14 protein-coding genes are annotated in these 13,165 nt (G+C 68.6%); all 14 read left to right on the forward strand.

The features are described from left to right. The first annotated feature begins 5 nt into the window (after nucleotides 1-5). Nucleotides 6-845, forward strand: coding sequence for a peptide chain release factor N(5)-glutamine methyltransferase (prmC, locus tag ACIBU0_RS11545; RefSeq protein ID WP_398815267.1), 840 nt, complete (start codon nucleotides 6-8; stop codon nucleotides 843-845). A 50-nt stretch (nucleotides 846-895) separates the two neighbouring features. Beyond that, entirely contained in the window at nucleotides 896-1,543 is a 648-nt protein-coding gene (locus ACIBU0_RS11550) for an L-threonylcarbamoyladenylate synthase (protein WP_398815270.1), read from the forward strand. Next, nucleotides 1,540-2,220, forward strand: coding sequence for a protein-tyrosine-phosphatase (locus ACIBU0_RS11555; protein WP_398815273.1), 681 nt, complete (start codon nucleotides 1,540-1,542; stop codon nucleotides 2,218-2,220). The genes ACIBU0_RS11550 and ACIBU0_RS11555 overlap by 4 nt, the downstream gene beginning before the upstream one ends. Nucleotides 2,221-2,292: 72 nt before the next feature. Further along, a complete protein-coding gene (gene glyA, locus ACIBU0_RS11560; protein WP_398815276.1) occupies nucleotides 2,293-3,531 on the forward strand; it encodes a serine hydroxymethyltransferase in 1,239 nt (412 codons plus the stop codon). A 140-nt stretch (nucleotides 3,532-3,671) separates the two neighbouring features. Next, a complete protein-coding gene (locus ACIBU0_RS11565; protein ID WP_398815279.1) occupies nucleotides 3,672-5,024 on the forward strand; it encodes an MraY family glycosyltransferase in 1,353 nt (450 codons plus the stop codon). Nucleotides 5,025-5,323: 299 nt separating this feature from the next. Continuing rightward, entirely contained in the window at nucleotides 5,324-5,737 is a 414-nt protein-coding gene (locus tag ACIBU0_RS11570) for a hypothetical protein (RefSeq protein WP_398815282.1), read from the forward strand. A gap of 225 nt (nucleotides 5,738-5,962) precedes the next feature. After that, the gene (gene atpB / locus ACIBU0_RS11575) at nucleotides 5,963-6,787 is read left to right on the forward strand and encodes a F0F1 ATP synthase subunit A (RefSeq protein ID WP_398815284.1); all 825 of its coding nucleotides are present in this window, start codon (nucleotides 5,963-5,965) and stop codon (nucleotides 6,785-6,787) included. A gap of 74 nt (nucleotides 6,788-6,861) precedes the next feature. Next, nucleotides 6,862-7,086 (forward strand): ATP synthase F0 subunit C, encoded by a 225-nt coding sequence (gene atpE / locus ACIBU0_RS11580; RefSeq protein WP_126395086.1) that lies wholly within the window; start codon nucleotides 6,862-6,864, stop codon nucleotides 7,084-7,086. Between the two features lie 54 nt (nucleotides 7,087-7,140). Further along, nucleotides 7,141-7,680 carry a F0F1 ATP synthase subunit B gene (locus ACIBU0_RS11585; protein ID WP_398815287.1) on the forward strand — a complete coding sequence of 180 codons (540 nt, stop codon included), beginning with the start codon at nucleotides 7,141-7,143 and terminating at the stop codon, nucleotides 7,678-7,680. Further along, complete coding sequence (locus tag ACIBU0_RS11590) at nucleotides 7,677-8,492, forward strand: F0F1 ATP synthase subunit delta (protein WP_398815290.1); 816 nt, start codon at nucleotides 7,677-7,679, stop codon at nucleotides 8,490-8,492. The genes ACIBU0_RS11585 and ACIBU0_RS11590 overlap by 4 nt, the downstream gene beginning before the upstream one ends. A 132-nt stretch (nucleotides 8,493-8,624) precedes the next feature. Next, nucleotides 8,625-10,226 carry a F0F1 ATP synthase subunit alpha gene (gene atpA, locus ACIBU0_RS11595; RefSeq protein WP_398815293.1) on the forward strand — a complete coding sequence of 534 codons (1,602 nt, stop codon included), beginning with the start codon at nucleotides 8,625-8,627 and terminating at the stop codon, nucleotides 10,224-10,226. Nucleotides 10,227-10,247: 21 nt separating this feature from the next. Continuing rightward, nucleotides 10,248-11,165 carry a F0F1 ATP synthase subunit gamma gene (locus ACIBU0_RS11600; protein ID WP_398815296.1) on the forward strand — a complete coding sequence of 306 codons (918 nt, stop codon included), beginning with the start codon at nucleotides 10,248-10,250 and terminating at the stop codon, nucleotides 11,163-11,165. Further along, nucleotides 11,166-12,602 (forward strand): F0F1 ATP synthase subunit beta, encoded by a 1,437-nt coding sequence (gene atpD, locus ACIBU0_RS11605; RefSeq protein WP_394726319.1) that lies wholly within the window; start codon nucleotides 11,166-11,168, stop codon nucleotides 12,600-12,602. Nucleotides 12,603-12,732: 130 nt separating this feature from the next. Next, on the forward strand, nucleotides 12,733-13,107 hold the full coding sequence (locus ACIBU0_RS11610) for a F0F1 ATP synthase subunit epsilon (protein ID WP_398815299.1): 375 nt from the start codon (nucleotides 12,733-12,735) through the stop codon (nucleotides 13,105-13,107). The last annotated feature ends 58 nt before the right edge of the window (nucleotides 13,108-13,165 follow it).

The raw sequence follows: 13,165 nt of genomic DNA on the forward strand, positions 1-13,165 counted from the left end.
GCAGCGTGCTGCTCGCGGAGGTGGCACAGGCCACCCAGCGGCTGGCCGATGCCGGCGTGCCCTCACCGCGCACCGACGCGGAGGAGCTCGCCGCGTTCGTGCACGGCGTGAAGCGGGGCGAGCTGCACTCCGTGAAGGACGCGGACTTCGACGCCCGGTACTGGGAGGTCATCGCCCGGCGTGAGCAGCGCGAGCCGCTGCAGCACATCACCGGGCGGGCCTACTTCCGCTATCTCGAACTCCAAGTCGGGCCGGGCGTGTTCGTGCCCCGCCCCGAGACGGAGTCGGTCGTCGGATGGGCCATAGACGCCGTGCGCGCGATGGACGTCGTCGAGCCCTGCATCGTCGACCTGTGCACCGGCTCCGGTGCCATCGCGCTCGCCCTCGCCCAGGAGGTCCCGCGTTCCCGCGTGCACGCCGTGGAGCTGTCCGAGGACGCCCTGGTGTGGACGCGGAAGAACGTCGCGGGGTCACGGGTGGACCTGCGTCAGGGCAACGCCCTGGACGCCTTCCCGGACCTCGACGGCCAGGTCGACCTGGTCATCTCCAACCCGCCCTACATCCCGCTCACGGAGTGGGAGTACGTGGCCCCGGAGGCCCGCGACTACGATCCCGAACTCGCCCTCTTCTCGGGCGAGGACGGCCTCGACCTCATCCGCGGTCTGGAACGGACCGCACACCGTCTCCTGCGCCCCGGCGGCGTCGTCGTCATCGAGCACGCCGACACCCAGGGCGGCCAGGTGCCGTGGATCTTCACCGAGGAGCGGGGCTGGGCCGACGCGGCCGACCACCCCGACCTCAACAATCGCCCGAGGTTCGCGACCGCCCGCAAGGCGCTGCCGTGACCACCGCCCCCACTTCTTTCCCGCAGTACGTGTACGAGGAGGCCCGCTAGATGGCACGGCGATACGACACCAACGACGCGACCGACCGCACGACGGGTCTGCGCGAAGCCGCGTCCGCCGTCCGCCGAGGCGAGCTCGTGGTCCTCCCGACCGACACGGTGTACGGCATCGGCGCCGACGCGTTCTCCAAGGAGGCCGTGGGTGACCTCCTGGAGGCCAAGGGGCGGGGCCGCAACATGCCCACCCCTGTGCTGATCGGCTCCCCGAACACGCTCCATGGTCTCGTCACCGACTTCTCCGAGCTGGCCTGGGAGCTGGTGGACGCGTTCTGGCCGGGCGCGCTGACGCTCGTCGCCAAGCACCAGCCGTCCCTGCAGTGGGACCTGGGCGACACCCGGGGCACGGTTGCCGTGCGCATGCCACTGCACCCGGTCGCCATCGAGCTGCTCACCGAGGTCGGCCCGATGGCGGTGTCCTCGGCGAACCTGACCGGTCATCCGGCGCCGGAGGACTGTGACGCCGCACAGGAGATGCTCGGCGACTCGGTCTCCGTCTACCTCGACGGCGGCCCCACGCCGGGCAACGTGCCCTCCTCGATCGTCGACGTCACCGGCGAGGTCCCGCTCCTGCTGCGTGAGGGCGCCCTCTCGGCGGACGAGCTGCGGAAGGTCGTACCCGACCTCGAGGTGGCGAATTGACAGCCCCTGAGGCGGGGCGTGGCATAGGCAACGGGGAACGTGCCGCGGAGATCACGACCACCTTCGTCGGGCTCCCGCGCGACAGCTTCCGCATCCTCCACGTCAGCACCGGCAATGTGTGCCGCTCACCCATCACCGAGCGGCTGACCCGTCATTTCGTGGCCCAGCGGCTCGGTGTGCTGGGCGGCGGGCTGATCGTGGAGAGCGCGGGCACCTGGGGCCACGAGGGCGCGCCCATGGAGGCCAACGCGGAGACCGTCCTCGCCGACTTCGGCGCGGACGCCTCCGGCTTCACCGGCCGCGAGCTCCTCGACGAGCACGTCATCCGCGCCGACCTGGTCCTGACAGCGACCCGCGACCACCGCGCCCAGGTCATCTCCATGGGCCACTCGGCGGGCCTGCGCACCTTCACCCTCAAGGAGTTCACCCGCCTGGTGAAGGCGATAGACCCCGCGACGCTGCCGCCCCTGGACGACGGCGTCGTCACGCGCGCGCGTGCGCTGGTGCGTGCTGCGGCGGCTCTACGCGGGTGGCTGCTGGCGCCGACGGCGGAGGCGGACGAGGTGTACGACCCGTACGGGGCGCCGTTGACGTTTTTCCGGTCGGTGGGGGACGAGATACACGAGGCGCTGGATCCGGTGGTCACGGCGCTCACCGGAGTACCTGCAAAGGCGTAACAACCGGGCGCCCCTGACGTACCGGGCCTACATTGGACGTACGTCACCGTCGACGCACGCCCGGAGCCCACCATGACGGTCACCCCTGCCATCGAGGCCGACGTCCTGCGCCGCCAGGACCCGCAGCTCGCCGACATCCTGCTCGGGGAGCTGGACCGGCAGTCGACGACGCTGCAGCTCATCGCCGCCGAGAACTTCACGTCGCCGGCCGTGCTGGCGGCCCTCGGGTCGCCGCTCGCCAACAAGTACGCGGAGGGGTATCCGGGCGCCCGCTACCACGGCGGATGCGAGATGGTCGACGTCGCCGAGCGGCTCGCCGTGGAGCGGGCCAAGCTGCTGTTCGGCGCCGAACACGCCAACGTGCAGTCCCACTCGGGTTCTTCGGCCGTCCTCGCCGCGTACGCCGCCCTGCTGCGGCCCGGCGACACCGTGCTCGCGCTGGGGCTGCCGTACGGCGGACACCTCACGCACGGCTCGCCCGCCAACTTCTCCGGCCGCTGGTTCGACTTCGTCCCCTACGGCGTCGACGCGGAGACCGGGCTCATCGACCACGACCAGGTGCGCACCCTGGCCCGCACCCACCGGCCCAAGGCCATCGTCTGCGGATCCATCGCCTACCCCCGGCACATCGACTACGCCTTCTTCCGCGAGGTCGCCGACGAGGTCGGGGCGTACCTCATCGCCGACGCCGCCCACCCGATGGGGCTCGTCGCCGGGGGAGCGGCGCCGAGTCCGGTGCCGTACGCCGATGTCGTCTGCGCCACCACGCACAAGGTGCTGCGCGGACCGCGCGGCGGCATGATCCTGTGCGGCGCGGACCTCGCCGAGCGCGTCGACCGTGCCGTCTTCCCGTTCACCCAGGGCGGCGCGCAGATGCACACCATCGCCGCCAAGGCCGTCGCGTTCGGCGAGGCGGCAACGCCGGCGTTCACCGCGTACGCCCATCAGGTGGTCGCCAATGCGCGGGTCCTGGCGGCCGGGCTGGCCGCGGAGGGTTTCGTCGTCACCACGGGCGGCACCGACACCCACCTCATCACCGCCGACCCGGCGCCGCTCGGCGCCGACGGCCGCGGCGCGCGCGGCCGGCTCGCGGCGGCCGGGATCGTGCTGGACTGCTGTGCGTTGCCGCACGGCGATGCCCGCGGTCTGCGCCTCGGCACGGCGGCCGTGACCACCCAGGGCATGGGCGAGGAGGAGATGGCGTGGCTGGCCGGGTTGCTGGCGCGGGTGCTGCGGGCGGAGACCGAAAGCCAGAAGGCGCGTGAAGAAGTGCGGGAGCTGGCCGGTAGATTTCCGCCGTATCCCGGCTGAGGCGGGGTAGGCGCACCCGCATGCACAGCCACGCGTGCAACCATCGTCGCTACCCGGAAGTCCCCACACATATGCGTCGCGTATGTGTCCGTCGCTAGGGTGTGGGGCTGAGATGGCCGGCGAGACTTGTGGGGAAGCCCGTGCGTGAATACCTGCTGACGCTCTGCATCACGGCCGCGGTGACGTATCTGCTGACAGGGCCGGTACGGAAATTCGCGATCGTGGCCGGAGCGATGCCGGAGATCCGGGCACGTGACGTGCACCGGGAGCCCACTCCGCGGCTCGGCGGGATCGCGATGTTCTTCGGCCTGTGCGCGGGCCTGCTGGTCGCCGACCACCTCACCAATCTCAGTGCCGTCTTCGAGAACTCCAACGAACCGCGGGCGCTGCTCTCCGGAGCGGCGCTCATCTGGCTGATCGGCGTCCTGGACGACAAGTTCGAGATCGACGCCCTGATCAAGCTGGGCGGCCAGATGATCGCCGCCGGCGTCATGGTCATGCAGGGCCTGACCATCCTGTGGCTGCCCATCCCGGGCGTCGGCAACGTGGCGCTGACCCAGTGGCAGGGCACCCTGCTGACGGTCGCGCTGGTCGTCATCACCATCAACGCGGTGAACTTCGTCGACGGCCTGGACGGCCTCGCGGCCGGCATGGTCTGCATCGCGTCCGCCGCGTTCTTCCTGTACGCCTACCGGGTCTGGGTGTCGTACGGCATCGAGGCGGCCGCCCCGGCCACGCTGTTCGCGGCGATCCTGATGGGCATGTGCCTGGGCTTCCTGCCGCACAACATGCACCCGGCGCGGATCTTCATGGGCGACTCCGGCTCGATGCTGATCGGCCTGGTCCTGGCGGCGGGCGCCATCTCCATCACCGGCCAGGTCGACCCGGACGCCCTGAAGCTGTGGACCGGTTCCGAGAAGGCGGCCGTGCACCAGACGGTGCCGGTCTACATTCCGCTGCTCCTGCCCCTGACGATCATCGCGATCCCGGCCGCGGACCTGGTGCTGGCGATCGTCCGCCGCACCTGGCGCGGCCAGTCGCCGTTCGCCGCCGACCGCGGCCACCTGCACCACCGCCTGCTGGAGATCGGGCACTCGCACAGCCGCGCGGTGCTGATTATGTACTTCTGGTCGGCGCTGATCGGCTTCGGCGCCCTCGCCTACTCCGTGAACTCGGCGTCCATGTGGATCGTGCTGGGCGTGGTGTTCCTCAGCGCCATCGGCCTGGTCCTGCTGCTGCTCCCGCGCTTCACGCCGCGGGCCCCGCGCTGGGCCGAGGCCTTCGTGCCGCCGCGCTACCGCCGTGGCCGGGCCGTCGCCGAACCCGCGGCCACGACGCCGCAGACGGCGTCCGCCGAGACACCGGCGGACGCCCTGTCCGGGGCCTGCGCCGAGGAGGAGGCCCGCACGCCGGTCGCCGCCGGGGCCTCACGCGTCAACGGAGCGACCGCCATCGGCGCCCGTTCGCGTCTCGTAAGGACACGGTCAAGGTAAGAATCTGACTAGAGCATTGCCAAACCGTGGCAGTGCGATGGGGGTGCGAAGCGCCCTAATACCAGACAAGTCGACCGCGATCCTGCACAGACGCGCACTGTCACTCTCATGTGTGACGGCGGGCACACCCGCCAGGTAAAGACCTCATCAAATAGTTTGTGATACGGTTCACGAGAACCCCCCGGATAGAGCCGAAGGGCCGTAGTGCGACGGTCCATTGGTGTGAGGTTCTCTCTCAGCCCGGGACTACGCTCGTCCATGACGACACCCTGCCCCCTTGTGAAAGCGGAGTTGCCGCCATGCCGTCCAATGACGCCCGGATCCTGCTTCAGGCCGCTGTGCCCACAGCCGCCGTCGGCGCGATTGCCGCCGTCGTCAGCGGTGTGGTCGCCGGCGGCAAGGGAGCGATCGGTGCTGTCGTCGCGACGGTGGTCGTGATCCTTTTCATGGGGCTCGGTCTCTATGTTCTCCAGCGCACTGCCAAATCGCTTCCGCATCTGTTCCAGGCCATGGGTCTGATGCTGTACGCGGCGCAGATCCTGCTGCTGTTCATTTTCCTGGCCGCGTTCAAGAACACGACGCTGTTCCATCCCAAGGCCTTCGCGATCACGCTGGTCGTCGGCACCCTGACCTGGATCGCCGCCCAGACCCGTGCTCATATGAAGGCCAAGATCCTCTACGTCGAGCCCGATAAATCGGGGCACTCGTCGTGAGGGGTAGGGCCGGGATAAGGACGTCTGAGAGATCCTGCTATCGTCCGGTGCCAACTGCGGCATCGCGGGCGCGGGCATCTGAGCTGACGCCTGCTCAATCGCGAGGCGAGATGCCCCCCAGCCGCCCCCACATCCGTAACACCAGTCCCGTGCCGAACCGCGGCTCCACGCCGCGCCGACACAACGAGGTTGCCGTACCTATGCGCCACGCTGAAGGAGCCCGCGGTGAGTGCTGACCCGACGCAGGTGCTCGCCTTCGAGACCGACTGCCACCTTTTCGACGGGTGTGGCTTCCCGGCTCCGGGCCTGCACTCGTTCCTGTTCGAGCCCCTGTGGGGCGACGCAGACGGCAACGGCTTCTACTTCAACAAGCCGATGCTGCTGGCTCTCCTCGGTTCCATCATCGTGGTGGGCGTCTTCTGGGCCGCCTTCCGTAAGCCGCAGGTGGTACCGGGCAAGCTCCAGATGGTCGTCGAGGCCGGATACGACTTCGTACGCCGTGGCATCGTCTACGAGACGATCGGCAAGAAGGAAGGCGAGAAGTACGTTCCGCTGGCCGTCTCGCTGTTCTTCTTCATCTGGATGATGAACGTCTGGTCGATCGTTCCTGTCGCCTCTTTCCCGGTGACGTCGATCATCGCCTACCCGGCGGTCCTGGCCGCGATCGTCTACATCACCTGGGTCTCACTGACGTTCAAGCGGCACGGCTTCGTCGGCGCCTTCAAGAACTTCACGGGCTACGACAAGTCGCTCGGCCCGGTGCTTCCGCTGGCCATGACCATCGAGTTCTTCTCGAACCTGCTGGTGCGCCCGTTCACGCACGCGGTGCGACTCTTCGCGAACATGTTCGCCGGTCACACGCTGCTGCTGCTGTTCACCATCGCCAGCTGGTACATGCTGAACGGCATCGGCATCGCGTACTCGGCCGTCTCGTTCACGATGGTCATCGTCATGACCGCCTTCGAGCTCTTCATCCAGGCCGTCCAGGCGTACGTCTTCGTCCTGCTGACCTGCACCTTCATCCAGGGCGCGCTCGCCGAGCACCACTGAGCACCCCGCTTTCGAATCCCACAGCCGTCCGGTGGCCAACCCCCACCGGTCCGTAAAGAGAAGGAAGAACTCTCATGGCCTCCACCCTCGCTGCTGTCACCGGTGACCTCGGTTCCGTCGGTTACGGTCTCGCGGCCATCGGCCCCGGCGTCGGCGTCGGCATCATCTTCGGCAACGGTACCCAGGCCCTCGCCCGCCAGCCCGAGGCGGCCGGTCTGATCCGCGCCAACCAGATCCTGGGCTTCGCCTTCTGTGAGGCGCTCGCCCTCATCGGTCTGGTCATGCCGTTCGTCTACTAAGACGAACCCAACGACCAGCCGTATTCGACGAAAGGCACTGATGTGAACCTCGCCATGGTTCAGCTGGCGGCCGAGGCGGAGAAGGAGAACCCCCTCATTCCGCCGTGGCCGGAGCTCGTCATCGGCCTGATCGCCTTCGTCATCGTCTTCGGCTTCCTCGCCAAGAAGCTCCTCCCGAACATCAACAAGGTTCTGGAAGAGCGTCGCGAGGCCATCGAGGGCGGTATCGAGAAGGCCGAGGCCGCTCAGACCGAGGCCCAGAGCGTTCTGGAGCAGTACAAGGCCCAGCTCGCCGAGGCCCGGCACGAGGCCGCGCGGCTGCGCCAGGAGGCGCAGGAGCAGGGCGCCACGCTCATCGCCGAGATGCGCGCGGAGGGCCAGCGGCAGCGTGAGGAGATCATCGCCGCCGGTCACGCGCAGATCGAGGCCGACCGCAAGGCCGCCGCGTCCGCGCTGCGCCAGGACGTCGGCAAGCTCGCCACCGACCTGGCCGGCAAGCTCGTCGGTGAGTCCCTCGAGGACCACGCCCGGCAGAGCCGCGTCATCGACCGCTTCCTCGACGAGCTCGAGGAGAAGGCCGAGGCCGGCCGATGAACGGAGCGAGCCGCGAGGCCCTGGCAGCCGCACGTGAGCGTCTCGACGCGCTGACGGACAACACGTCCGTCGACGCGGCCAAGCTCGCCGACGAGCTGGCCGCCGTCACCGCGCTGCTCGACCGCGAGGTGTCGCTGCGTCGGGTCCTCACCGACCCGGCGCAGGCCGGTGAGGCCAAGGCCGAGCTGGCCCAGCGCCTCCTCGGTGGCCAGGTCGGCGGGGAGACCGCGGACCTGCTGGCCGGCATGGTGCGCTCCCGCTGGTCGCAGTCCCGCGACCTGGTGGACGCGCTGGAGGAGCTGGCGAGCACCGCCGACCTCACCGCCGCGCAGAAGGCGGGCACGCTCGACGACGTCGAGGACGAGCTGTTCCGGTTCGGCCGGATCGTCTCTTCCAACACCGAGCTGCGCTCCGCGCTGACCAACCGCGCCGCGACGAAGGCGGCCAAGAGCGAGCTGCTGGGCAGCCTGCTCGGCGGGCGGGCCAAGGTGACCACCGAGCGTCTGGTGACGCGTCTTGTGACCGCGCCGCGTGGACGTAGCCTGGAGTCGGGACTGGAGTCCCTGTCCAAGCTCGCCGCCGACCGCCGGGACCGCATGGTCGCCGTCGTCACCTCGGCGGTGCCGCTGAGCGATGCGCAGAAGCAGCGCCTGGGCGCCGCCCTCGCGAAGCTCTACGGCCGCACGATGCACCTCAACCTCGACGTGGACCCCGAGGTCGTCGGCGGCATCCGGGTGCAGGTCGGCGACGAGGTCATCAACGGCTCCCTCGCGGACCGCATCGAGGACGCCGGCCGCCGACTGGCGAGCTAGCGGCAACTTAATAGCAGTACGTACTTATGACGGCCCATGTTGGGCCGTGCAGAGGATTCACCTCCTAATGGGGGGAGTCCCCATCCCCCCAAAGTGAAACTTCGGGCCCAACAAGGAGAGCAGGGAACCCAGATGGCGGAGCTCACGATCCGGCCGGAGGAGATCCGGGACGCGCTGGAGAACTTCGTCCAGTCGTACAAGCCGGACGCGGCCTCGCGCGAGGAGGTCGGTACGGTCACCCTTGCCGGCGACGGCATCGCGAAGGTCGAGGGGCTGCCCTCGGCCATGGCCAACGAACTGCTGAAGTTCGAGGACGGCACCCTCGGCCTCGCCCTCAACCTCGAGGAGCGCGAGATCGGTGCCATCGTCCTCGGTGAGTTCAGCGGCATCGAGGAGGGTCAGCCGGTGCAGCGCACCGGTGAGGTGCTCTCCGTGGCCGTCGGCGAGGGCTACCTCGGCCGCGTCGTCGACCCGCTCGGCAACCCGATCGACGGCCTCGGCGAGATCGAGACGTCCGGCCGCCGTGCCCTTGAGCTGCAGGCCCCCACGGTCATGCAGCGCAAGTCGGTGCACGAGCCGATGGAGACCGGCTACAAGGCCGTCGACGCGATGACCCCGATCGGCCGTGGCCAGCGTCAGCTGATCATCGGTGACCGCCAGACCGGCAAGACCGCCCTGGCCGTCGACACGATCATCAACCAGCGCGACAACTGGCGCACCGGCGACCCGAACAAGCAGGTCCGCTGCATCTACGTCGCCATCGGCCAGAAGGGCTCCACCATCGCGTCGGTCCGCCGCGCGCTGGAGGAGAACGGCGCGCTGGAGTACACGACCATCGTCGCCGCCCCGGCGTCCGACCCGGCCGGCTTCAAGTACCTGGCGCCGTACACCGGTTCGGCCATCGGCCAGCAGTGGATGTACGAGGGCAAGCACGTCCTCATCATCTTCGACGACCTCTCGAAGCAGGCCGACGCCTACCGCGCCGTGTCCCTGCTGCTGCGCCGCCCGCCGGGCCGTGAGGCCTACCCGGGTGACGTCTTCTACCTGCACTCCCGTCTGCTGGAGCGCTGCGCCAAGCTCTCCGACGACATGGGCGCCGGCTCGATGACCGGTCTGCCGATCGTCGAGACCAAGGCCAACGACGTCTCGGCGTTCATCCCGACCAACGTCATCTCCATCACCGACGGCCAGTGCTTCCTGGAGTCGGACCTGTTCAACGCCGGTCAGCGCCCCGCGCTGAACGTCGGTATCTCCGTCTCCCGAGTCGGTGGTTCCGCGCAGCACAAGGCGATGAAGCAGGTCTCCGGCCGTCTGCGCGTGGACCTCGCCCAGTTCCGTGAGCTGGAGGCGTTCGCCGCCTTCGGTTCCGACCTGGACGCCGCGTCGAAGGCGCAGCTGGAGCGCGGTCAGCGCATGGTCGAGCTGCTGAAGCAGGCGCAGTACGAGCCGATGTCCACCGAGGACCAGGTCGTCTCCGTCTGGGCCGGCACCACCGGCAAGATGGACGACGTGCCGGTCGCCGACATCCGCCGCTTCGAGAAGGAGCTCCTGGAGTACCTGCACCGCAAGGAGCAGGGCCTCATGACCTCCATCAAGGAGGGCGGCAAGATGTCCGACGACACGCTCACCGCCGTCGCCGACGCCATCGCCGAGTTCAAGAAGCAGTTCGAGACCTCGGACGGCAAGCTGCTCGGCGAAGAGGCGGGCCCGAAGGCGACCAGCGCCTCCAAGTGACGTAAGGAAGGGACCTGACTCATGGGAGCCCAGCTCCGGGTCTACAAGCGTCGCATCCGATCCGTCACCGCGACCAAGAAGATCACGAAGGCGATGGAGATGATCGCCGCCTCGCGCGTCGTCAAGGCGCAGCGCAAGGTGGCGGCCTCCACGCCGTACGCGACCGAGCTCACCCGCGCGGTCACGGCGGTCGGTACCGGTTCGAACACCAAGCACCCGCTGACCACGCAGGCCGACACGGTCACGCGGTCCGCGGTGCTGCTCCTGACGAGCGACCGTGGTCTCGCCGGTGCCTTCAACTCCAACGCCATCAAGGCTGCCGAGCAGCTCACCGAGCGGCTGGAGCGCGAGGGCAAGGAGGTCGACATCTACATCGTCGGCCGCCGCGGTGTCGCCCACTACAACTTCCGTGAGCGCAAGATCGCGGAGTCGTGGAGCGGCTTCACCGACGAGCCCTCGTACGCGGACGCCAAGAAGGTCGCGGCCCCGCTGATCGAGGCCATCGAGAAGGAGACGGCGGAGGGCGGCGTGGACGAGCTCCACATCGTCTACACCGAGTTCGTCTCGATGATGACCCAGCAGGCGCTGGATGCGCGTCTGCTGCCGCTCAGCCTCGAAGAGGTGGCGGAGGAGTCGCACACCAAGGGCGAGATCCTCCCGCTGTACGACTTCGAGCCGTCGGCGGAGGACGTCCTCGACGCCCTGCTGCCGCGGTACGTCGAGAGCCGGATCTACAACGCGCTGCTCCAGTCGGCCGCCTCCAAGCACGCCGCCACGCGGCGCGCGATGAAGTCGGCCACCGACAACGCGGGCGAGCTGATCAACACGCTCTCCCGTCTTGCCAACGCGGCCCGCCAGGCCGAAATCACCCAGGAAATCAGCGAGATCGTCGGTGGCGCGAGCGCCCTGGCCGACGCGACCGCGGGGAGTGACCGATAAATGACCACCACTGTTGAGACCGCGACGGCTACGGGCCGCGTCGCCCGGGTCATCGGCCCGGTCGTCGACGTGGAGTTCCCCGTCGACGCGATGCCGGACATCTACAACGCCCTTCACGTCGAGGTGGCCGACCCGGCCAACGCCGGCGAGAAGAAGACGCTGACCCTGGAGGTCGCCCAGCACCTGGGTGACGGCCTGGTCCGCACCATCTCCATGCAGCCCACCGACGGTCTGGTCCGCCAGGCCCCGGTCACCGACACCGGCGACGGCATCACCGTCCCGGTCGGCGACTTCACCAAGGGCAAGGTGTTCAACACCCTCGGTGAGGTGCTGAACGTCGACGAGCAGTACGAGGGCGAGCGCTGGTCCATCCACCGCAAGGCCCCGAACTTCGACGAGCTCGAGTCGAAGACCGAGATGTTCGAGACCGGCGTCAAGGTCATCGACCTTCTCACCCCGTACGTCAAGGGTGGAAAGATCGGTCTGTTCGGTGGTGCCGGTGTCGGCAAGACCGTTCTGATCCAGGAAATGATCTACCGCGTGGCCAACAACCACGACGGTGTGTCGGTGTTCGCCGGTGTCGGCGAGCGCACCCGTGAGGGCAACGACCTCATCGACGAGATGAGCGAGTCGGGCGTCATCGACAAGACCGCGCTGGTCTTCGGTCAGATGGACGAGCCCCCGGGCACCCGTCTGCGCGTGGCCCTCGCCGGTCTGACCATGGCGGAGTACTTCCGCGATGTGCAGAAGCAGGACGTGCTGTTCTTCATCGACAACATCTTCCGCTTCACGCAGGCCGGTTCCGAGGTGTCGACCCTGCTCGGCCGTATGCCCTCCGCGGTGGGCTACCAGCCGAACCTGGCCGACGAGATGGGTCTCCTCCAGGAGCGCATCACCTCGACCCGTGGTCACTCGATCACCTCGATGCAGGCGATCTACGTCCCCGCGGACGACCTGACCGACCCGGCCCCGGCCACCACCTTCGCCCACCTCGACGCGACGACGGTTCTGTCCCGTCCGATCTCCGAGAAGGGCATCTACCCGGCCGTGGACCCGCTGGACTCCACGTCCCGGATCCTGGACCCGCGCTACATCGCGCAGGACCACTACAACACCGCCATGCGCGTCAAGGGGATCCTGCAGAAGTACAAGGACCTCCAGGACATCATCGCGATCCTCGGTATCGACGAGCTCAGCGAGGAGGACAAGCTGGTCGTCCAGCGTGCCCGCCGCGTCGAGCGCTTCCTGTCCCAGAACACGCACGTCGCCAAGCAGTTCACCGGTGTGGACGGCTCGGACGTGCCGCTGGACGAGTCGATCACCGCGTTCAACGCGATCTGCGACGGTGAGTTCGACCACTTCCCGGAGCAGGCGTTCTTCATGTGCGGTGGTCTCGAGGACCTGAAGAAGAACGCGAAGGAACTGGGCGTCTCCTGACGCACCGGTCTTCGTGAGCCATTGAGCTCTGGGTGAGGGGGCGGGGGTTCGTCCCGCCCCCTCACTCACGCCTACTAGACTTGTAACCAACACCCGGCAGAACCGCCGGGTGGTGACCCGAGGAGCCACCTTGGCTGCTGAGCTGCACGTCGCGCTGGTCGCCGCCGACCGTGAGGTCTGGTCGGGCCAGGCCACCCTGGTCGTCGCGCGCACCACGTCCGGCGACATCGGCGTCATGCCCGGTCACCAGCCGCTGCTCGGTGTGCTGGAGTCGGGCCCGGTGACCATCCGTACGAGTGAGGGCGGAACGGTCGTCGCCGCTGTGCACGGCGGTTTCATCTCGTTCGCGGACAACAAGCTGTCGCTGCTGGCCGAGATCGCCGAGCTGTCGGACGAGATCGACGTCCAGCGCGCGGAGCGCGAGCTCGAGCGCGCGAAGGCGGAGGGCGACGCCGCCGCCGAGCGCCGCGCGGACGTACGACTGCGGGCGGCGACGGCGCGCTGACCCCTGGGGGTACCGCCCGGGCCCTTTAGGCTCTGGGGGAGCGCACGCGATGACGTCA

This window comes from Streptomyces sp. NPDC049627 (genome assembly GCF_044465645.1).
GTDB lineage: Bacteria > Actinomycetota > Actinomycetes > Streptomycetales > Streptomycetaceae > Streptomyces.

What these genes read in the sequence shown, in the direction of transcription:
- ACIBU0_RS11550 (WP_398815270.1), top strand. Translation starts at nt 896, where the DNA reads ATGGCACGGCGATACGACACCAACGACGCGACCGACCGCACGACGGGT.
- glyA (WP_398815276.1), top strand. Translation starts at nt 2,293, where the DNA reads ATGACGGTCACCCCTGCCATCGAGGCCGACGTCCTGCGCCGCCAGGAC.
- ACIBU0_RS11570 (WP_398815282.1), top strand. Translation starts at nt 5,324, where the DNA reads ATGCCGTCCAATGACGCCCGGATCCTGCTTCAGGCCGCTGTGCCCACA.
- atpE (WP_126395086.1), top strand. Translation starts at nt 6,862, where the DNA reads ATGGCCTCCACCCTCGCTGCTGTCACCGGTGACCTCGGTTCCGTCGGT.
- ACIBU0_RS11585 (WP_398815287.1), top strand. Translation starts at nt 7,141, where the DNA reads ATGGTTCAGCTGGCGGCCGAGGCGGAGAAGGAGAACCCCCTCATTCCG.
- ACIBU0_RS11590 (WP_398815290.1), top strand. Translation starts at nt 7,677, where the DNA reads ATGAACGGAGCGAGCCGCGAGGCCCTGGCAGCCGCACGTGAGCGTCTC.
- atpA (WP_398815293.1), top strand. Translation starts at nt 8,625, where the DNA reads ATGGCGGAGCTCACGATCCGGCCGGAGGAGATCCGGGACGCGCTGGAG.
- ACIBU0_RS11600 (WP_398815296.1), top strand. Translation starts at nt 10,248, where the DNA reads ATGGGAGCCCAGCTCCGGGTCTACAAGCGTCGCATCCGATCCGTCACC.
- atpD (WP_394726319.1), top strand. Translation starts at nt 11,166, where the DNA reads ATGACCACCACTGTTGAGACCGCGACGGCTACGGGCCGCGTCGCCCGG.